15 protein-coding genes are annotated in these 19,776 nt (G+C 35.3%); 4 read left to right on the forward strand and 11 right to left on the reverse strand.

Annotation, left to right across the window (positions count from 1 at the left end; all coding sequences use genetic code 11):
• Positions 1 to 37: 37 nt before the first annotated feature.
• The 3 genes from IRZ78_RS03880 to IRZ78_RS03890 all read right to left on the reverse strand — a co-directional run bounded on the left by IRZ78_RS03880 (position 38) and on the right by IRZ78_RS03890 (position 4,698).
• Positions 38 to 2,467, reverse strand: coding sequence for an ABC transporter permease (locus tag IRZ78_RS03880; protein WP_194615262.1), 2,430 nt, complete (start codon positions 2,465 to 2,467; stop codon positions 38 to 40).
• A gap of 149 nt (positions 2,468 to 2,616) precedes the next feature.
• The gene (locus IRZ78_RS03885) at positions 2,617 to 3,324 is read right to left on the reverse strand and encodes an ABC transporter ATP-binding protein (protein WP_194615263.1); all 708 of its coding nucleotides are present in this window, start codon (positions 3,322 to 3,324) and stop codon (positions 2,617 to 2,619) included.
• A gap of 129 nt (positions 3,325 to 3,453) precedes the next feature.
• Positions 3,454 to 4,698 carry an HlyD family efflux transporter periplasmic adaptor subunit gene (locus tag IRZ78_RS03890; RefSeq protein WP_194615289.1) on the reverse strand — a complete coding sequence of 415 codons (1,245 nt, stop codon included), beginning with the start codon at positions 4,696 to 4,698 and terminating at the stop codon, positions 3,454 to 3,456.
• A gap of 157 nt (positions 4,699 to 4,855) precedes the next feature.
• On the opposite strand from IRZ78_RS03890, the gene IRZ78_RS03895 reads away from it, so the two are divergent.
• Both IRZ78_RS03895 and IRZ78_RS03900 read left to right on the forward strand, forming a co-directional pair.
• Positions 4,856 to 6,199 carry a sigma-54 dependent transcriptional regulator gene (locus tag IRZ78_RS03895; RefSeq protein WP_194615264.1) on the forward strand — a complete coding sequence of 448 codons (1,344 nt, stop codon included), beginning with the start codon at positions 4,856 to 4,858 and terminating at the stop codon, positions 6,197 to 6,199.
• Positions 6,200 to 6,349: 150 nt separating this feature from the next.
• Positions 6,350 to 7,675, forward strand: a complete 1,326-nt coding sequence (locus tag IRZ78_RS03900; RefSeq protein ID WP_194615265.1) for a HAMP domain-containing sensor histidine kinase — start codon at positions 6,350 to 6,352, stop codon at positions 7,673 to 7,675.
• A 209-nt stretch (positions 7,676 to 7,884) separates the two neighbouring features.
• Here the strand turns inward: IRZ78_RS03900 and IRZ78_RS03905 are convergent, their stop codons facing one another.
• The 5 genes from IRZ78_RS03905 to IRZ78_RS03925 form a co-directional block, all read right to left on the reverse strand.
• Positions 7,885 to 8,214, reverse strand: coding sequence for an MGMT family protein (locus IRZ78_RS03905; RefSeq protein ID WP_194615266.1), 330 nt, complete (start codon positions 8,212 to 8,214; stop codon positions 7,885 to 7,887).
• A 167-nt stretch (positions 8,215 to 8,381) separates the two neighbouring features.
• Positions 8,382 to 9,017, reverse strand: coding sequence for a LysE family transporter (locus tag IRZ78_RS03910; protein WP_194615267.1), 636 nt, complete (start codon positions 9,015 to 9,017; stop codon positions 8,382 to 8,384).
• 42 nt (positions 9,018 to 9,059) lie between these two features.
• The gene (gene trmB / locus IRZ78_RS03915; RefSeq protein WP_026982683.1) at positions 9,060 to 9,737 is read right to left on the reverse strand and encodes a tRNA (guanosine(46)-N7)-methyltransferase TrmB; all 678 of its coding nucleotides are present in this window, start codon (positions 9,735 to 9,737) and stop codon (positions 9,060 to 9,062) included.
• A 144-nt stretch (positions 9,738 to 9,881) separates the two neighbouring features.
• On the reverse strand, positions 9,882 to 11,264 hold the full coding sequence (locus IRZ78_RS03920) for an ammonium transporter (RefSeq protein WP_194615268.1): 1,383 nt from the start codon (positions 11,262 to 11,264) through the stop codon (positions 9,882 to 9,884).
• A 262-nt stretch (positions 11,265 to 11,526) separates the two neighbouring features.
• Complete coding sequence (locus tag IRZ78_RS03925) at positions 11,527 to 12,018, reverse strand: nuclear transport factor 2 family protein (protein ID WP_194615269.1); 492 nt, start codon at positions 12,016 to 12,018, stop codon at positions 11,527 to 11,529.
• 453 nt (positions 12,019 to 12,471) lie between these two features.
• Here IRZ78_RS03925 and IRZ78_RS03930 point away from each other — a divergent pair, with 453 nt between their 5' ends.
• Positions 12,472 to 13,131 (forward strand): hypothetical protein, encoded by a 660-nt coding sequence (locus IRZ78_RS03930; protein WP_194615270.1) that lies wholly within the window; start codon positions 12,472 to 12,474, stop codon positions 13,129 to 13,131.
• Positions 13,132 to 13,488: 357 nt separating this feature from the next.
• Here the strand turns inward: IRZ78_RS03930 and wrbA are convergent, their stop codons facing one another.
• Positions 13,489 to 14,649 carry an NAD(P)H:quinone oxidoreductase gene (gene wrbA / locus IRZ78_RS03935; protein WP_194615271.1) on the reverse strand — a complete coding sequence of 387 codons (1,161 nt, stop codon included), beginning with the start codon at positions 14,647 to 14,649 and terminating at the stop codon, positions 13,489 to 13,491.
• 1,185 nt (positions 14,650 to 15,834) lie between these two features.
• On the opposite strand from wrbA, the gene IRZ78_RS03940 reads away from it, so the two are divergent.
• Complete coding sequence (locus IRZ78_RS03940) at positions 15,835 to 16,491, forward strand: oxidoreductase (protein ID WP_194615272.1); 657 nt, start codon at positions 15,835 to 15,837, stop codon at positions 16,489 to 16,491.
• A 54-nt stretch (positions 16,492 to 16,545) separates the two neighbouring features.
• On the opposite strand, the gene IRZ78_RS03945 is transcribed toward IRZ78_RS03940, so the two are convergent.
• Positions 16,546 to 16,860, reverse strand: a complete 315-nt coding sequence (locus IRZ78_RS03945; RefSeq protein ID WP_194615273.1) for an HPF/RaiA family ribosome-associated protein — start codon at positions 16,858 to 16,860, stop codon at positions 16,546 to 16,548.
• 308 nt (positions 16,861 to 17,168) lie between these two features.
• Positions 17,169 to 19,631 carry an AsmA-like C-terminal region-containing protein gene (locus IRZ78_RS03950; protein ID WP_194615274.1) on the reverse strand — a complete coding sequence of 821 codons (2,463 nt, stop codon included), beginning with the start codon at positions 19,629 to 19,631 and terminating at the stop codon, positions 17,169 to 17,171.
• Positions 19,632 to 19,776 lie beyond the last annotated feature (145 nt).

Here is a 19,776-nt window from a genome sequence, read left to right on the forward strand (position 1 = left end):
ATCTGGCGGGTTTCTTAAAAAAAAATGGTCTACAAGCTTATTCGTATTTTAAATATTTTAGGATATCTATTCTGGTAACCTGATAGGCTTTTGTTAAAACAATAATCAAAGTTAATACCAATAGAGAAATCAACGCAACACTAAAAGGAGCAACTGAAATATTGACCCTAAAGGCAAAATCCTCGAGCCATTTTTGAAGCAAAATGTAAGCGGGTATAATACCAATTACAAATCCCATTAAGCAAAAACCAACATATTGTTTTGAAAGTTCTTTTAGCAAAGCATCAGTTTCTGCACCCAATGTTTTTCTAATCGCAATTTCTTTTAATCTTCTCTCCATAGAAAAAGAAGCCAGAGCAAATAATCCAAAAACGGCAATGATGATTACAACAAGGTTTAAAATGAAAAATAAATTCTTTTGTTTTACTTGTTCCTGATAGGTTTTGGCAAAATCTTTATTTACAAACTCATAGGAAAACGGAAAATCCTGATTGATATTTTTTTCCCAATAAGATTTTAGTTTGGCTAAAGTCTCGGTCAAATTATCAGGAGAAACTTTTACATAAATATTGTCAAAGTTGTTCCATTTTAATGTTTTAAGATTAATAAAAACCATTGGTGGAACTTCATCTTGTAATCCAGTTATATTAAAATCTTTAACAACACCCACTATTTTAAATTTTAAGTTTCCTTTTTCATTTCCCCAACCGGAACTTATTATGGTATTTATAGGATTTTTGAGCCCTAATTTTTTTACCATCGTTTCGTTTATTAACCAGTTGCTTACAGTGTCTGAGGCATATTGTGGAGATAAATCACGGCCTTTAACAATCTTGATTTTCATCATATCAAGAAAACCAAAATCCATCTCTATATTTCGGGGTTGTACAAAAATACCATTGTACGTAAGTCCTGAACTTGATTTGCTACTGTTTCCAAAAGATCCTGCAAAAGTAGAAGCGTCTATAACCCCCGACATTTTTAGGATTTCTTGTTTGGTAACATGATACTTTTCATTTTTTTTAGCATAATCCTGATAATTAAACGGAATCCTGATAACCTGATTTCCGCTAAAACCAAGGTCTTTATTCATCATATAATTTACCTGTGAGTTTACAATTAAAGCGCCTATGATAAAAAATGCCGCAATACCAAACTGAAAAATCAACATCGAATTTCGAATCCAGATTCCGCTTTTACTTCTGGAGAAATTGCCTTTTAAAACTTTTAAGGTTTCAAAATTTGAGATATAAATGGCGGGAAATATACCTGCAAGAAGGATCACTAATCCAAATATAAAAATAAGCTGCAGATAAAATTCACTGCCATTCATAGTTAGGGATTTCTGTAAAAAGTTGTTGTAATAAGGTAGTGAAAGTTCTACTATTGCTAAGGCAAAAAGAATAGCCAAAGTCACAATTATGGCTGTTTCAAATATAAACTGAAGTGTAATTTGCTTTTTGGTAGCGCCTACAATTTTACGAACCCCAACTTCCTTAGCACGTTTTATGGCAGAGGCTGTTGCCAGATTGATGTAGTTTACTAAAGATAAGGTTAGAATCAAAATAGACAAACCAACCATAATATACAGCAATTGCAAATTCCCTTTTCCTTCAGGGAAATTTTTTCCTTGTGAAGATTTTGTGCTATGTAGGCGAGCTTCGTCTAATCGATCCAAAATAACGCTTATTTCACCATTTTCTTTTACATATTGTTCAGGAGTCTGACCATTTGCTTTTGCATCTTTTAGAGTTCTATTGACATAGTTTACGTTTTGCATTTTCTTTAAAAGAGTATTTACATCAGTCCCTTTTTTAGCTTTAATTAATAAACCATAACTAAAATTTCCCCACTGATCCACATCACTTTCACGCACTACTCCTCCAAACACAAAATTAGGTTCAACAGAAGAAGGTCGTATAACTTTGTAAACTGATTTTACAATATAATCTTTGTTATTATAATTAAGTGTTTGACCTATTGGATCTTCACTTTTGAAAATTTGTTTGGCTGTTTCTTCAGAAATAGCAACACTGTTGTTTTCTTTTAGAATATTTGTTTTGGCACCTTTTACAATTGGAAAAAGGAAAATATCAAAAAAACCATTGTCTGCTACGGTTATTTTTTTATCAAATATTTTTTGGCCTTTATATTTTACCAAACCATCACTATACCAGGAGTAAAAGAAGCTGATTTGTTCAATTTCGGGGATGGTTTCCTTACAGGTTTTTCCAAATGGTATCGTGCTTGAAGACCATGTATCTCCAGTTGAGCCAATTTTATTTAAAACCTGATACACATTTTCTTTCTCGGGATTCCATTGATCGTAGGCGTTTTCGTTGTTCCAATATAAAATGGCAAAAATTACACCGGCAATTCCAATGCTTAATCCCATGACATTTAAAAACGAAAACAGTTTGTTTTGCTTTAAATGATATATAAATATTTTAAACCAGTTAAAAATCATGATAGTTTTTTTATAGTTATTACAGTTGCTTTTTAATGTAACCTAACAGGCTTTTAAACCTGTTAGATTTTTATATCATTGCCAATATTTTGCAAACAAATCCCACCAGGATTAAGATTGCGGTTACAATAAATTTGATCATTTTATATTTATTTAGCGTCCATAAAAACATCAACATTTCTCTGATTTAATTTTTCAGAAAATATAACACCATCTTTCATATGAATCGTTCTTTGCGAGAATGAAGCATCATAATCAGAGTGTGTAACCATCAAAATAGTGGCACCTTTAGCATGCAGATCCGTTAAAAGTTCCATTACTTCATTACCATTTTTACTATCCAGATTACCGGTTGGCTCATCGGCCAGAATAATTTTAGGATCGTTTACCAAAGCTCTTGCAACAGCAACCCTTTGTTGTTGACCTCCGGAAAGTTGTTGCGGATAATGTTTTAATCGGTGCGAAATATTCAGTTTCTCAGCAATCGCTTCGATTTTTTGTTTTCTTTCTGAGGCTTTTACGTTATTATAAAGCAAAGGCAATTCGATATTATCATAAACTGAAAGTTCATCTATAAGGTTGAAGTTTTGAAAAATAAAACCAATATTTTCTTTACGAACAATAGCTCTTCCTTTCTCTTTTAAACCCACCATTTCCTGATCTAATAACTTATAATTTCCGCCATCTGCACTGTCCAAAAGTCCAATTATATTGAGTAAAGTCGATTTTCCGCAACCAGAAGGCCCCATGATAGTAAGGAAATCTCCTTTTTTAATTTCTAAAGTAATGCCGCTTAAAGCTGAAGTTTCTACTTCTTCGGTTCTAAAAACTTTGGTTAAATTTTGAATTGTTATCATAGTTTTGAAATTTTAGATGTTATTGATTGTTTTTTGATTGATGAATTTTGATTGATGATTGAAACTTTACTAATTATTAATTATGAATTGTAAACTGAGACCGAGACTGCGACTGAAACCTGAAAACCGTTACTGAGAACTAATCGATAATTCCTCGATATCTTTATAATCCGTATAAGATGAGGTAATCACAGATTCTCCTTCTTTTAAACCTTCCAGTACTTCATAATATGAAGGGTTTTCTCTTCCTAGTTTTATATTTCTTCTAACCGCTTTATTTCCTTTTACTACAAAGATCCATTTTCCTGCGGTTTCCTGATTAAAGCTTCCTTTCTGGATGACAAGAGTTTTATTTTTCTCTGATAAAATTAGCTTCACGCCAAAACTAAGTCCGTCTTGTAATGCAATAACATCTTTAGAGGTGAAAGCCAGTTCTACTATAAAATGTCCGCCTTTTACTTCCGGTATTACTTTAGTTACTAAAACTTCAAGGTTTTTTCCTTTAAATTCTACCTGACCTTTCAAACCTTCGCGTATTTTTTCAAGATAAAATTCATCTACATCGGCAGTCAATTTATAACCTTGTTTAGAATCTATTTTTCCGATGCTTTCGCCAGCCTGAAATGTTTTTCCTAAAACGGGTTGAAACGAAGTCAATCGACCGGACTCAGGAGCGATAATCAGGAAATTCTTTTTATTGTTTCTTAAAATATCCAAACTTTTTTCCATGGTTTGAATTGAATGATTGATTTGCGAAATCTGAATTTGATTCGTTTGTTTTTCTTTTTGAATACTTTGCTGAATCGTTCTTTTTCGTTCTTCCTGAAAACGTAAACTTTCCTTAAAAGTATTCCAGTCATTTTTAGAGATTACCTCTTTTTCATATAATCGGGCATTCATGTCATATAATCGTTTGGCATCATTATAATCGTGTTCGATTAAAACCAAATCTTTATTTAGGTTTAATTCCTGATTTCTAATGTTTAGCTTTCCGGTATTCAAATTGTTGATTTGTTCAATAATTGCTGTTTCCTGAGTCAGGTAATTCAATTCGGTATTTGGGTTGTACAAACGTGCCAACGATTGCCCTTTGGTAACCATAGCACCATTTTCGACAAAAATCTCTTTTACAGATCCTCCTTCTGTAACATTTACAAGCATCACATTCAAAGGTTCTACCTTGGCCTGAAAAACAACAAAATCTTCAAAAAAAGCTTTTTCAACTTTCTGGATACTTAATTCTTCTGCTTTTACATTTAAACTTCTTTTAGTGTTAAACGAAAAAAAGACGATTGCTGCCAAAACTAAAAAAACTCCAATTGCTATTGTCAGATATCTAAATTTTCTATTTTTACGAGGAATTACTTTGTCCATTTCTTTAATAATTTGCTGATTACCAATAGGTAAATACTGTGCCATAAAAATTATTATTTGTAAAGTATTGATTTTAAAGAAGCTTTAAAAACCATTTAAAAAAGAAGTGTTCGATAATGAACAGTTGACCGTTCGTTATCGAACAAAAAAAGACATCATGCGAAAAAAACAAGCCCAAATATTAATCGTCGACGATCAGGAAGAAATTCTTTTTTCGGCAAAAATGATTCTCAAAAAACATTTTGAAACCATTTTTACAGAAAATAGTCCAAAAAAAATCATCTCTATTTTAAGTGAAAATGAAATAAATGTGGTTTTATTAGACATGAATTATAGAATTGGTTTCGAAGATGGGCGGGAAGGGATTCATTGGCTCAAAGAAATTAAAACACTTTCGCCACAAACTGTCGTGATTTTGATGACCGCTTTTGGTAAAATTGATACTGCAGTTGAAGGAATAAAAATTGGTGCTTTTGATTATGTTCTAAAACCGTGGAATAACGAAAAACTGCTGGAAATAATTGATAAGGCTGTTGCCGAAAGCCGACAGAACAGCAAAAAAGTGGTAGAAGAAAAGCCCGCGAAAAACTATTTTGTTGGAAGTTCGCTTAAAATAAAACAGGCCTATTCTATTGCCGAAAGAGTTGCCAGAACAGATGCTAATGTTTTGATTCTGGGCGAAAACGGAACCGGGAAATATGTTTTTGCAGAGTTTATTCACCTGAATTCAGAACGAAAACCACAGCCATTTGTACATGTTGATTTAGGATCTTTGAGTGATAATTTATTCGAAAGTGAACTTTTTGGTTATGCAAAAGGCGCTTTTACAGATGCTAAAACCGATACGGCAGGAAGATTTGAAATAGCTTCCGGCGGAACTATTTTTCTGGATGAAATAGGTAATATTCCGTTGCATTTACAATCGAAACTATTACACGTTTTGCAAACCAAAACCGTTACCCGTTTAGGAGAAAGTAAGGCAAGGCCTTTGAATGTTCGAGTAATTGCGGCCACAAACAGTGATATAAAAGCTGAGGTTAAAAACAAAACGTTCCGCGAAGATTTGCTGTATCGCATCAATACAATGGAAATTCATTTGCCTTCGTTACGCGAACGAAAAGATGATATTGTACCAATGGCGCATTTTATCCTGGATAAGATTGCCGAAAAATACAATCAGGAAAACTGGCATTTTGAAGAGAATGTAGCACCCTATTTAGAAAAATATCCGTGGAAAGGAAACATTCGTGAACTGGAAAACAAAATAGAACGCGCTTTGATTTTGGCCGATAACAATACCATTTCTGTAATGAATCTCGATATTTTAGATTTCGAAGAAATTCAGGAAAACGATGAGAATCCGTTATCCGAAATGGAAAAAAGTGCCATCGAAAAAGCGCTTTTCAAATACAACGGAAACATCAGTAAAACAGCTGAAGAACTGGGTTTGTCAAGAGCCGCGTTGTATAGAAGAATCGAGAAATATGACTTGAAAAATTAATTTTACCGCAAAGCACGCAAGGTATTTTTTGGGTTTATTTGTAATTGGTTTTATTAAGTTCACAAAGCTGTTTCTAGCGAACTTTGCGTAAACCTTTGCGAACCTTGCGGTTAAATCTTCAGCTACATATACCAATAAAAAATTAAAATAATGAAAAACTGGAAGTTCTATAATGCTTTGTTTATAAGGGTTCTCTTTATTATGATTCCCTTTTTCTTTTGCGTTTTCCTGATTAATAAAACGCTTTATTACAATGCAATTTTGATTGGGTTTTTTATAATCTTACTGTTGTTTGAGATGTATTTTTATATCAAAAAACATTCTTTGTTTTATGATAAAATATTGCTTTCGATTTTGCAGAAAGATTTTTCGACCAATTTTCCGGAAGAGTATAAGGAGCAGAAATTTAATAACTTATATCTTTTATATAATACTTTAAAATACCAGCAGCAAGAGCAGACTTCAAAAGAATTGGTTTATCAGTCGATTTTGAATAATATAGATACAGCGACTTTAATTCTTGAAAAAGAAAACGATGACTGGAATGTTTTTTTAATGAACGATTGTTTTTCCGGTTTATTTAAAGTGCCAAAAGTAAGTCATTGGAAATACCTTAAAAATTATTTGCCATCACTTTGCAATGAAATTGAGCAAACAGAATTTTCAGAATTAAAATCGGCAATTTCGATTAAGATAGAAGAACAGGATTTGCAGACTTTTATGCTGCAAACGTCCTATACAAAAACGTACGAAAAAGAATATTTCATTATTTTATTGGATAGTATTCAACGCGTTATTGAGAAAAAGGAAAAAGAAGCCTGGATTAATCTGATGAAAATCATCTCGCATGAATTGATGAATTCCTTAACTCCAATTCGGGCGCTTTCGCAGAATTTACTTCAGATTGTCGATCAGGAAAAACTCGAAGAAGATGATTTTGACGATATCAAAAGCAGTATTTCGACGATTATCAATCGAAGTGACCATTTGCAGGTATTTGTCGAAAATTACCGAAAACTCGCCATGCTTCCGACTCCAACAAAACAAATGACCCCAATAAATTTACTTTTAGAGGATTGCATGCGCATCATGGGGCCAATTTTGAAAGCGGAGAATATCGAATTGGTCAACGAAATTAGCAGCCCAAGATCTATTTTGATCGATAAAAGTCAGATTGAACAAGTGATTATTAATCTCATTACGAATAGTGTTTATGCCCTAAAAGAAAAGACAGAAAAGAAAATGTTCTTGTCCAGTTATACGGAGAATAATCGCTTTTTTATCACCATTTCAGACAACGGAAAAGGAATCGACCAAGAGATTCGGGAAAAAGTATTTCTACCGTTTTTCACCACCAGAAAAGATGGCGCCGGAATTGGTTTAACACTTTCTAAAAACATCATCGAAGCGCACGGCGGTTACTTAAGTTACCAAACCGATGAGGATAAAACAAGTTTTGTGATTTGTTTGATTTAGATTTTTTTGAACCATATAAGTGATATAAGTTCATATTAAGCAATTATGCATAAAGATCTCGGAAAGTTCGCGAAGCTGTTTGTATTAATCTCGCAAAGTCGCAGAGTTGCAAAGAAAAACTTAAAAAATAGAACTTAGCGGCTTTACGACTTAGCGCGATTAAATGACAAAGTAAATCAAGACAATACTTTTAAATGAACTTATATCACTTATATGTTGGAAATCTCAGGCGTCCAAAAGTGTTTCTCGAAATCTATAATTTGATTATTTACGACTTCAATTCCTTCGCTTTCCAGTAGTTGCTGCATTAAATTAGTTCCATCAAAATGATGTTTTCCGGTTAAGAGACCTTTTCGGTTTACAACTCGGTGAGCCGGAATGTCTTCCATGTTATGGCAGGCATTCATTGCCCAGCCTACCATTCGTGCAGAACGAGCGGTTCCCAATGCTTTCGCAATAGCGCCATAAGAAGTTACTTTCCCGTACGGAATTTGTCTGGCGATCGCATAGACCCTTTCAAAAAAATTATCTTCAGCCATACGTTTAAATTATTTTTACCATTAAGATATTAAGGTTCATAAAGTCAAAGCTTAACTTTTATTGAAAAATAATTAAGAAAGTGAAGTTTTACAAGTAGTGCTTAATTTTCTTAATCTCTTAATGGTTCAATTTTATAAAACCTAAATTTTAATCTTTGAGAATACTTTTACCCGAAATAGTAATTCAGAATATTAAAAAGTGTTGCAAGGGCAATTAGACCTGTGATGCTTCCTATAATCGTATTCATGTTTCGCATCAGGTAATCGGTTTTCTTTTCGATTCTTCCAAAGAAACCAATGTAGCTGTACAAAGCCGCAAACGAACCCAAAACAGATCCGAATACAAAAGTAAAAATAATGTTGTTTTCGAATGCAAAAAGTTGATAAGAAGCCAGCGTAACACTCACCACAACATAATATGGAATAGGGAAGAAGTTCAAACCAGACAATAGCATTCCCAGAAAGAAACGGCTTTTTTTGCTGCTCTTTTTAATCTTCGATTTCTTGGCTTTTGGCTCTTTTGCAATAAACAAAAAGTAAATCGTAAGAATAGAAAAAATAGCAAATCCAACCTCACGCAATAATGTTACTACATCAGGACGATTGTCGATTACCTGCGCAAATAAAACGGCTAAAGAAACCTGAAAAAAGATCACTAAAACTGCGCCGGCAACAAACCATAAAGCGTTCTTTTTTCCCTCTTTCATGTTCACTTTCGCGGCCGTCATATTGATTAATCCTGGCGGAATAATCCCAATGAAAGCGGCAATAAAACCTGAAAGTAATGGGGTAAGTAATGCCATTCAGTTATTTAATGGGTTGGTAAAAACGTTCTTAAAATTAAATTAGTCTTTAATTTTAAAGCGAATATACGTAATTGCCTTGTTAATTTCTAAATATTGTTTCTCGTAAAAAGTCTGAAAAGCAGTAACTTCCTCAGGACTTCCTTCGTTTGTATAAACATTATGGTTCGCGTATAAAACCTCATGTCCCTCACCGTGAAGCAATCCAAGAGTATAACCGTGCATGAATTCACTATCGGTTTTAAGGTTGACAACACCGTCTTTTTTAAGGATTTTTTTATACAATTTCAAAAACTCAGAGTTGGTCATTCTGTGTTTTGTTCTTTTGTACTTGATTTGCGGATCCGGAAAAGTAATCCAGATTTCATCCACTTCATTTTCGTTAAAAATATGGTCGATCAATTCGATTTGAGTACGAATAAAAGCAACATTATGAAGTCCGGTTTCTACAGCAGTTTTTGCACCTCTCCAGAAACGCGCTCCTTTGATATCGATTCCGATAAAATTTTTGTCAGGATATCTTTCTGCTAATCCAACAGAATATTCTCCTTTTCCACATCCTAATTCTAAAACTAATGGATTATCATTTTTAAAGAAATCAGAGTTCCATTTCCCTTTCAGAGGCATTAAATCGCCTACAACTTCTTCTCTGGTTGGTTGAAAAACGTTTTGAAACGTTTCGTTTTCTCTGAATCTTTTTAGTTTATTTTTACTTCCCACTTTTACAAAAATTTTCAGCAAAATTAAGGAATATAAACGAATGAAAATAGCGCAAATATGTATTAAAGTTTTTTAGCCACGAATTGGACGAATTGGCACTAATTTTTTTGCCTCTCCCGATAGCTATCGGGAGAGGCAAAAAAATTACCCGTAATGCGCCTCAGTAATAGGTTTTAATTTAGGATCAAGTGTTTCGTCGTGTTGCGATAAATCCAATCCAATATGTTCGTTTTCTTCAGAAACACGTAATGGAATTATAAAGTTGGTTACTTTAAACAAGAAATAAGCACCGAAGAAAGTAAAGATCGAAACCAAAACCAACGCCATCATATGGTGACCAAAAACATTCCAGCCTCCGTGAAGTAAACTTGCATCTTCGCCGTGAGCAAAAATGGCGGTTAGAATCATTCCCATAATTCCGCCAACACCATGACAGGCAAAAACGTCAAGCGTATCATCAAACCTTTTTGAGAAACGACAATTTACAACCGAGTTAGAAACCAAAGCCGTGATGAAGCCAAAAAACATACTTTCAGGAACCGAAACAAATCCTGCAGCAGGAGTTATGGCAACTAAACCGACAACAGCCCCAATACAAGCGCCAAGAGCCGAAACTTTTCTTCCGTTCATGCGGTCAAAGAAAACCCAGGTTAACATCGCAGCGGCAGATGAAGTTGTGGTTGTGGCAAAAGCCATTGCAGCAGTTCCATTAGCAGCAAGAGCAGAACCCGCGTTGAACCCAAACCATCCAAACCATAACATTCCCGTTCCTAATAATACAAACGGAATATTGGTTGGTATATGATCACTATTTTTTCTTTTACCTAAAACCAGAACCCCTGCCAAAGCAGCAAATCCTGAACTCATATGCACTACTGTTCCTCCGGCGAAATCTTTCACACCAAAATAACTTCCTAAAACACCCGTAGGATACCAAACCGAATGGCACAAAGGCGCATAAATAAAAATGGTAAACAAACTGATGAATAGTAAATACGATATAAAACGAACGCGTTCTGCAAACGAACCCGTAATAATGGCCGGAGCAATAATCGCAAATTTCATTTGAAACAAAGCAAACAACATAAACGGAATCGTATTGGCCAATTGTTTATGAGGCAAAACGCCCACATAATCCATAAAAGCAAAAGTCGTTGGATTACCAAAGAAACTATAAAAATGTTCTCCCGAACCAAAACCTATAGGATCGCCAAAAGCAAGACTAAAGCCCACTACAACCCATAAAAGCGTTACAACGCCCAAACAAATAAAACTTTGCAACATGGTCGAAATCACATTTTTTCTGCCTACCATTCCTCCGTAGAAAAAAGATAATCCCGGCGTCATGATCAAAACCAGACAACAAGAGGTCAACATCCAGGCAACATCGGCAGGAACAATATTGTCCGTGGTGCCAAATTCAGATAATACGTAACTATTTTCAGTAACAGTTGGCCAAAATGCGCCAGTAATACAAACTATACTTATAATAATAAAGGAAATGATCCAGCGTTTTTCTATTTTCATTTTTCAAATACTTTATTGAGCCCTATTTTTTTTGGGGTCAAAGTTAAAAAAAAATAAAGATTTTGATTTTCAGGGCTAATAAAATAGAGGGCGATCTTTTATTTTAGTCAATTTTGTAAAATTCGATCCATTTTTTTGAGAGTATCTTATTTTGCACTTCTAATTTACGGATAAAATTGCCAATTGTATTATAATTAATTTGATATACGGCGCTATAAAGCACTAGAAAAGTTAGGATTATAATAAGAAAGTTCGAAATTGTTTATTTTTTCTGAAGCTTCGTGATCAACACGTCTTCGATTGGCGCTTTTATCTTAGTCACCGCATCCACTTCGTCGTTAGGGATTGTCATCGATAACACATAATGCTGAATCTTCCATTCTTTCCCCACTTTAACCAAAACGCCCGAACCGCGACAAATTTTCATCTGCGTATTCAGCAATTCATCAAACCAGGCAATTTTTCCTGATTTATCAAAAAAGATATGACGTTCCAGGACGGTAAAATTCCAGGTTGTTCCTTTATCAAAAAATGGTTTTGCCCAAACTTTAAAGTCCTTTTTAGTCCAGTTTTCGGTAGCATCGGTTCCAATAAAAATTCCGTCTTCAGCAATTAAATCAAAGTACGCGTCAAATTTCACATCACCAGCAGCCTTATGCCATGCATCGATAGTTTGATTGACTTTGTCTTTCTCAGAAGTTTGTGCATTTGCAAAAGTCGCAACGAATAATAAAAGTAGAATTGATTTTTTCATGGTGTATGTTGTATTTGGATTTAAAGTTAGTAAAAATTTTTTCAGAGGTACAAAGTTACATAGGTTCAAAGGAACAGAGTTTTTTGTTGGGCGAATTTAATCTCGCAATCCCGATAGCTATCGGGATCAGAGTCGCAAAGTTTTTATTTTAAAGCCACAGATTAAAAAGATTCAAATTGATTTAGTTTCGCTCAGATGATAACAGATTAAATTTACAAATTTTCAGCTACCATCTGTTTAAATCTTTTAAATCTGCGTGAAACAAAAATGTTGCGCCTTCGCGAAATTCTCAACGCTGAAATTAAAAAACTTAAAACAAATCCCACCAAGTCAAAGAAAACCAAAAACTTTGCGACTCTGCGCCTTTGCGAGATTAAATGAAAAAGCAATAGAAATCTTATATTACTTATATGGTGAAATCTTACTATATTTGAGAGCTTAAAAATCTACATCATGAATCCAAAAATACTTATCACTTCAATATTTGTTACTTCTCTGATTTTTACCTCTTGCAAGAAAGAACTGGAACCACAGGAAAACACACCAACATCTGAATTGGTCAAACTAGGACTGGCAAAAGACACCACAAAAACACAGCAATCGGTAGTTCAAAATCAGGCGGCAAATCCTAATACCGTAATGGGGGCAACGCAAGGAATAAATCCCGCACACGGACAACCCGGACATCGTTGCGATATTGCCGTTGGCGCACCTTTAAATTCAGCTCCAACACAGCAAGTACAAACAACAAATACGCAAACTGCACAGCCGGTACAAGTAAATGCAGGCCAACAACAAGTAGTAACTACAACTGCAACTCCGGTAAAAGTAGCGAAAGGAATGAACCCGCCACACGGACAACCCGGCCACAGATGTGATATTCCGGTTGGATCGCCTCTAAATTCTCCTGTAGCAAAACAACCTGCTGCGAATACTGCCCAAAGCGGAACCACATCGCAAAACTTTACCGTTACGCCACCACCTGCAAACAATGCAGTTCCGGCCTTATTAAGCACCGAAGAAACAGCAGTAGCAGACGGAATGAATCCTGCACACGGAAAACCCGGACATCGCTGCGATATCGCCGTTGGAGCTCCGTTGCCAAAATCATGATATTTACGTCAATAATAATCTGGGCGTGTCACCAATAAAAAAAGGGGCCAACTTTGCAAATCGCTTAGTCGGCCCCTTTTCTTATTGCTGTCGGGCTTTCACTGCTACTGCGGTAGCTTAGCTCTATCCCTCACGCGAAACAGTTTTCAGTCTCAGTTTTCAGTGTATTCTTGTCATCAGAGCGAAGTCGAAATGTCATTTTAATATAATATACGTTCCAATTTTCCGTAGAGACGCACAGCAGTGCGTCTAACATTTTTAAACACAATCTCTTTGCGATCTCAAAGCAAAAGCATAATTCACAAAACTTTGTGACCTTTGCGTAATCCTTTGCGAACTTTGCGGTAAAATTTTCCTTTATTCAATTTCAAAAATCGCCTGAATTTCTACCGCCGAATTAATCGGTAACGAAGCCGCACCAATAGTTGCTCTGGCATGTTTTCCTTTTTCGCCAAAAACCAAAGCCGTCAAATTCGAAGCCGAATTCATAAGTCCTGCATGTTGCGTATATTCCGGAGTCGTATTAAAATATCCTGTTAGCTGCACACATTGTTTTACTTTGTTCAAATCGCCTCCGCAAGCTTCTTTCAAAACCGCAATGACATTCAGCATCGTTTGGTACGTTGCTTCCTTCGCCTGATCTTCTGTAACCGTTGCGCCAACTTTACCCGGATTTAAAATCTTTCCGTCTTTCAACGCCACCTGATTAATGTATACTTTATGATCTGAGATCGTAAACGGAACATAATTTCCAACCGGTTTAGGCGCTTCAGGAAGTACAATATTATTGTCTTTTAAAGTTTTGTTGATGTCGCTTTTAGTTTCAGCCGAAGTGGTTTTTACAGATTTTATATTTTCCGTATTTTTCAATCCCGAAGCCACTCTTGCCAAAGCTTTTCCTTGTTCTTTAGCCAAATTCAATTCGCTTTGCGACGGACGAGTTCCTGTAGATCCTGCTAATGAAGTAGCGCCAAAAGGCGTATTTCCCTGCGGAACAGTTTTATCTAAAGTAGCCGTTCCCCTAATTCCCGTTGGTACAATCACCATTCCGTGTGAGGCAAGGATATTCCAGAAAGATAAAATCGCAGCTTCTTTTCCTGCCCCAGATCCTGCCGACATGAATACAGTTGCCGGTTTTCCTTCTAAAGTTCTAGAAGTCCAAAGCGGGATACTCTGGCTGAAAAAGTAATTCATATCAGCGCTAATATTCGCAAAATGAACCGGACTTCCAAAAGCGATTCCGTCATAATTGGCCAATTCTTCAATTGTAGCAACAGGTAATTTCTCTACTTCAGCATTTAGTTTCTCTTTTGTATTTATCGAAGGAACACGTTTTAAAGTCGCTTTTGTATTTGGATATTCCTGAATTCCTTCGGCAATTGCTTTTGCCATTTTGTACGTTCCGCCGTTTTGAGAATAAATCAAAACCAACACATTGGTTTCAGATGATTTTGTTTGTGCATGGGCACCAAAACCTATAAATATGGCTATTAATAATACAAGTAATTGCTTTTTCATGAGGTTAATTTTAAATAATTTGTAATGGATAATCTCAATTAAGAAGCCTGTTTTATTTTAAAAATCAAGTTCCTTTTTTGGGATTGCAAAATTACTTCTTACAATACCAAAAAGCGTTATTATTATGTTAATCGTGTTTTTCTTTGCATTGTTTATTGTCGATCTGCTAGAAGATTATGAGTGTTTGAAACTTTTAAAATGGGCTGAAGGCCCTAAAAGCAGGAGCATAGTGCAACGCACTACGAATTAAATCAAAGCAAAAAATTGCCCTGAAAGGGCCAAAGCAAATAGATAATATAGATTCAAATAAAATAGGTGTTTTTCAGAAAACATCTTCTAAAATAAGAGAAACTATTCCCTTTAAATTAGGCTTTCGCCCTTACAGGGCTTAAAACAACAATCGGTTTTCATTCATAGTGCTTCGCACCATGCTATTGCTAAGGCTCTTTCAGAGCAAAAGGTTTCGAACAATTAGAAATTAGAAAATAAAATCTGCAACCCGAACGATAGTGAAAAGGCGAAGCAAATCTGGGTGAAAAATATTTAAACACATAGAAGATAGAATCAAAAATGAACAAAAGAGATTTAAATTGGCGCATAACTATGTGTGTTTAAAAAGAAGAGAGAAACGTTGTATGTTTATAGCTCCAGCGGAGCGACATATTTATAGAAAATTAAAAACAACACCCAACACCCCATCGGGGTGATATATTGAATCGCGCTAAAAAGTATATGCCGCTTCGCTGGAGCTATTCATTGACGCATAATAAAATTAGCTATAAATATGTCGCTCCGCTGGAGCTTTAAATTAAAAATTATACGTTTGTTTTCCGCCACGAAATCACGAATTATTGTTCTTATAAAAATTCGTGAATTCGTGGCGATTTTTTTTGTCATTAACTATGCTTAAATGATGCGTCCGCGTATAAAAATATTAAAAAAATAAAATCTGCAGAATCTGCGAAATCTGCGTGAAAAATATTTAAACACATAGAAACATAGGATCAAAAATGAACAAAATAGACTTAAATACAAATCAAGATTTGACACATAGCTATGTGCATTTAAACAAATGGAATGTCTTTTTTTAAAGCTTGCAAAATCTATGTATCTATGTGTTTAAAAAACTCAATCTAAAAAGTTAACTATTAATTTTCTAACTTCGAGGAAACAAATCGCCTTATGATGAAAAAAGCAATTGTATACGGAGCAAGCGGGTTAGTAGGATCTTATATTCTCGAAACGTTGTTGAATAATGCCAATTACAAGCAAGTAATAATCGTAGTCAGAAAAGAGCTAAACATTCAGCATCCAAAACTAAAAACAATAATAGGAGATTTCAATTCCTTGCCCGAAGTGGTAAAAGACATTGCAGTGGATGAAGTTTTTATAGCACTCGGAACCACGCAAAAGAAAACACCCGATAAAAAATTATACTATCAAATCGATCATGATTATCCGGTATTAGCAGCTAAACTAACCAAAGAGAACGGAGCGAAAGCCGTATTCCTGGTTTCGGCTATTGGAGCAAATGCAAAGTCGTCAATATTTTATACCAAAATGAAAGGCGAAACCGAACAGGATATTATCAATCTGAATTTAGATCACACCTATATCTTTCGCCCTTCGATGATTTTAGGAGACCGAAAAGAAAGTCGGCCGTTGGAAAAAGTATTCATTGGGATATTCAAATTGATCAATCCTTTGTTTATGGGAGGAATGAATAAGTATAAAGGAATAGAAGCAGCCGATATCGCCAAAGCAATGGTCAATAGTGCGAAGCAACTCGACGAGAAAGTCAAAATATTGCATTGGGAAGAAATGACCAATTTGCTGAAATAAAAAATGGCATTATCCTGATTAGGGATAATGCCATTTGCATTTGATATATATAAATTAAAACGATTTCTGTTTTTCGAAAGTCGTAGTAAGTGATTTTTTTGCTTTGGCAAGAGCACCGCTAAACGCTTTTTCAAGTGTATCCGAGTGATCTGTTACGGTTAAGGGTTGTAAATTGGCTACACGAACTTCAATCACGCATTTTTTATCGTTTAAGCTGAATTTTTCTCCGTTTTCATCTCCAAAATGTACTTCAATGCGGGTTATTTTTTCCTCAAAACGGGCTAAGCCTTTTTCTAATTCTTCAGAAAAATAAGTTGCTAATCTTTCGTGTCCTTCGATGTTTTTGTCGGTATTGATTTGAATTTTCATATCGGTTTATATTTAATGATTATTCTCAAAGCTATCTTTTTTAGAATGAAAAGCCAAGTGAGTTAATAAAACATTATGAAAAAATGTTGGAAAATTTCAAGGCCTTTTTTTTGTCAGATTTGACGATTAATGCTTATTTTAGGAATAGTGTCAATATATATTTAAACTTCAAGTTTCAAAAACTCTTCGACTTCGCTCAGAGTGACAAATCCTTGTCGAGTTTCTTGTGTGGTTGCTTCGTTCCTCGCAATGACAAGATTGTGTTAACTAGCGGGCGTTTTATATCAGATTGTGTGAGAATAAGTAATTTACTTCTCCTTCTTTCCCCACTTAATTTTCATTTTTCCTTCGTCGTCCAGCGCAATTAAGTGCAGGACAATTCCGCGGTCGCGGACGGCATCGCGTTCGGCTTTTGTGGCGAGTTTGATGTCGTTTTTGGAGTTTCGGAGTGGGATGGTGAGGGCGAGATTGGTGCCTCGGCCAAAGGAATAAATGCCTTCGGCATCGAGGTTTAAGACGCTGGAACTAATGGTGAAATTATTGACATCGATTTGCTCTCCGCGCAATTTAAGTTTGCCGGATAAATCGCTAAACGTGATATTCTCAACATCACGGAACGGAAAGGCAAACTTGCCAATTTTTACGATAGGCGCGAAGTTTAACAAAGCGCCCTGATTGACATTGAACGCCAGATTGCCGTGCATAGAATTGGTAATCAGCTCGCCATTGCTGTTGATGAATCCGGTAACATTGGCCTGACTGCTGAGTTTTCCTTTGATGTTATTAGGACTAAAAGAGGTAACGCCAAAGTTGTTGAATGACTTTAAAAAACTTGCAATATCAACCCTGTTTACCTGCGCGTTGGAGCTAAAAGCAAAGTTTTTTCCGCTTGGTTTTACTTCGCTGTTAAACGTGATGCTCCCGCCGGAAGTTTGCAGCGAACCGTTTTTAATAACCAATCTGGAATCGATCATCTGGATGGTTGCGGTGGTATTGGTTGCCGTTAATTTATTGTAGTTAATTTTATCGGCTTTGATGTCGATTACTACAGCACATTTGTCGATTACGGTTCTTAAGTGATTCGAAATCGTAGGTCTTTTGGTAGTTTTTGCAACGGCTTTTGTTTTCTGGGAAGTCGCCAAAACGCCTAGGAATTGTTTGATATCAATATTTGGGCAATAGATTTTCCAGTTTACGATCATTTTTTCGGGAGAGTCATAATAAAGGTTCAGGAAATTGTCAATTTTTCCTTCGATGAAAATCGTATTTTTATTGTGTTTATAGGTAATTTGTTTGATCAGTAAGGCTTTCTCGGTAAAATCAAGATGTATGTTGGTTTTTACGGCGTGAACATTCTTTGGGATATAATGAAACGAGGCGTCATCGACATCGACTTTACCAATAAAACGTGGTTTGGTGATGTACAAATCGACAATATCAAACTGAAATTTCAGATTGGCTTTTGCATGACCGGCTGAAAACTGAATCCATTTGTCGTTGCTGATCTGGTTGAGTCTTTCGACATCAAAATCTGAACTTACGTTTCCGGTTGCAACTGGTTTTTCGAGATTATTAATGGCCAATTGCGGAATCGTAAGCGGAATATTCTCGTATTCGCCCGCAAATCTCGTCAGGATAATAGCCGAATTGGCATCGTTGTAACCGTCTTTTGGTTTGAAATTATTGGTAAAAATTCCTTTAAAATTACATTTTTGGATTAATCCGTCGGGAATACTCAATTCGTTGTCTTTTATAATGGACTGAACGACAATTTTGGGATCTCCTTCGGCATTAAAATCGCCTTTGATGTCGCAATTGACATCGATAGGTTTACTTAAATTAAAGCGGTTGAGCTTCGAACTTATATTGGCTGATAATACATTCGAAGCATTTTGCCATAAAATTGTAGTACCAATATTGATTCCGAAAAGGGCATTTCCTTTGGCCAGATTAAAAAAGGCGATAATATTAAAACCGTCTGTGCCAATCTTTAGATTTTTGGTGACGACGTCAATTCGTTCCTTTTGTGAAGAATACGCAACATTAAAAGTTGCTTTGAGTTCTTTTTCTTTGGCAAAACTGCCGTGTACGGTATTAAATGCTAAACTCTTTATTTGTGTGTCCAGAAAAACATCGGTTTGCCAATTGTCGCCGTCGTAATCTACTTTTGTCTTTAAACTCAAAACATCAAAATCAAATAATTTATGTCCAAGGCGATTGTCCAGAATAAAATGAACATCGTTGAGGTCGATTTGGTCAATGGTAGTTTCCCGATCTGATTTGTTTTCGGGCGATTTTTTCTTTTTGGGTTTAAAGATATCAGCGTTCGAATAACCGTCTTCGGCTTTATAGACATAAATATCGGCGTCGTTGATGAGGATTTTATGAATGTTGATTTCGTTTTGCAGTAAACTCCAAACGTTCAAACGCGCTTCGATTTCGGTCGCCTTTAGTAAAGTATGTTTGTGCGTTGCCCATTGATTGTCTTTGAGTTCGACATCTTTTAGGGCTAAAGTAAAATTGGGAAAACCGGTTAGAAACTTATAATGAAAATCGCCAATATGGAATTTTCCGTTGATGTTTTCATTGATTTTGGTATTGATCCTGGCAATGATTTCGGTTTTATTTTGATTAAAATAAATTGACAATCCACCACAAGCAAGTAATAACAACGCAATAAGTCCTAATACGAAAAAGCCAAAGCGTTTTGCATATTTTTTAAATCGAACCGATTGAAAGAAGTTTTTTATGTGGTGTAAATTTGCTGTCATCTCGAAGAATTTTCCGGATTACTAAAGATAAGGTAAAAAATCGAGCTTATTTTAAAAAGATGTGCTGCAATACATGTAAGTTATAACTTATTTTATAAAAACATGGGAATCGTATAATAAATGACAATGCATTTATAATTAAAAC

This window comes from Flavobacterium sp. CSZ (genome assembly GCF_015350725.1).
GTDB lineage: Bacteria > Bacteroidota > Bacteroidia > Flavobacteriales > Flavobacteriaceae > Flavobacterium.

Bases quoted from the DNA above. Each gene is read 5' to 3' on its own strand.
- IRZ78_RS03880 (WP_194615262.1), bottom strand. From the start codon at position 2,467: ATGATTTTTAACTGGTTTAAAATATTTATATATCATTTAAAGCAAAAC.
- IRZ78_RS03885 (WP_194615263.1), bottom strand. From the start codon at position 3,324: ATGATAACAATTCAAAATTTAACCAAAGTTTTTAGAACCGAAGAAGTA.
- IRZ78_RS03890 (WP_194615289.1), bottom strand. From the start codon at position 4,698: ATGGACAAAGTAATTCCTCGTAAAAATAGAAAATTTAGATATCTGACA.
- IRZ78_RS03895 (WP_194615264.1), top strand. From the start codon at position 4,856: ATGCGAAAAAAACAAGCCCAAATATTAATCGTCGACGATCAGGAAGAA.
- IRZ78_RS03900 (WP_194615265.1), top strand. From the start codon at position 6,350: ATGAAAAACTGGAAGTTCTATAATGCTTTGTTTATAAGGGTTCTCTTT.
- IRZ78_RS03905 (WP_194615266.1), bottom strand. From the start codon at position 8,214: ATGGCTGAAGATAATTTTTTTGAAAGGGTCTATGCGATCGCCAGACAA.
- IRZ78_RS03910 (WP_194615267.1), bottom strand. From the start codon at position 9,017: ATGGCATTACTTACCCCATTACTTTCAGGTTTTATTGCCGCTTTCATT.
- IRZ78_RS03920 (WP_194615268.1), bottom strand. From the start codon at position 11,264: ATGAAAATAGAAAAACGCTGGATCATTTCCTTTATTATTATAAGTATA.
- IRZ78_RS03925 (WP_194615269.1), bottom strand. From the start codon at position 12,018: ATGAAAAAATCAATTCTACTTTTATTATTCGTTGCGACTTTTGCAAAT.
- IRZ78_RS03930 (WP_194615270.1), top strand. From the start codon at position 12,472: ATGAATCCAAAAATACTTATCACTTCAATATTTGTTACTTCTCTGATT.
- wrbA (WP_194615271.1), bottom strand. From the start codon at position 14,649: ATGAAAAAGCAATTACTTGTATTATTAATAGCCATATTTATAGGTTTT.
- IRZ78_RS03940 (WP_194615272.1), top strand. From the start codon at position 15,835: ATGAAAAAAGCAATTGTATACGGAGCAAGCGGGTTAGTAGGATCTTAT.
- IRZ78_RS03945 (WP_194615273.1), bottom strand. From the start codon at position 16,860: ATGAAAATTCAAATCAATACCGACAAAAACATCGAAGGACACGAAAGA.
- IRZ78_RS03950 (WP_194615274.1), bottom strand. From the start codon at position 19,631: ATGACAGCAAATTTACACCACATAAAAAACTTCTTTCAATCGGTTCGA.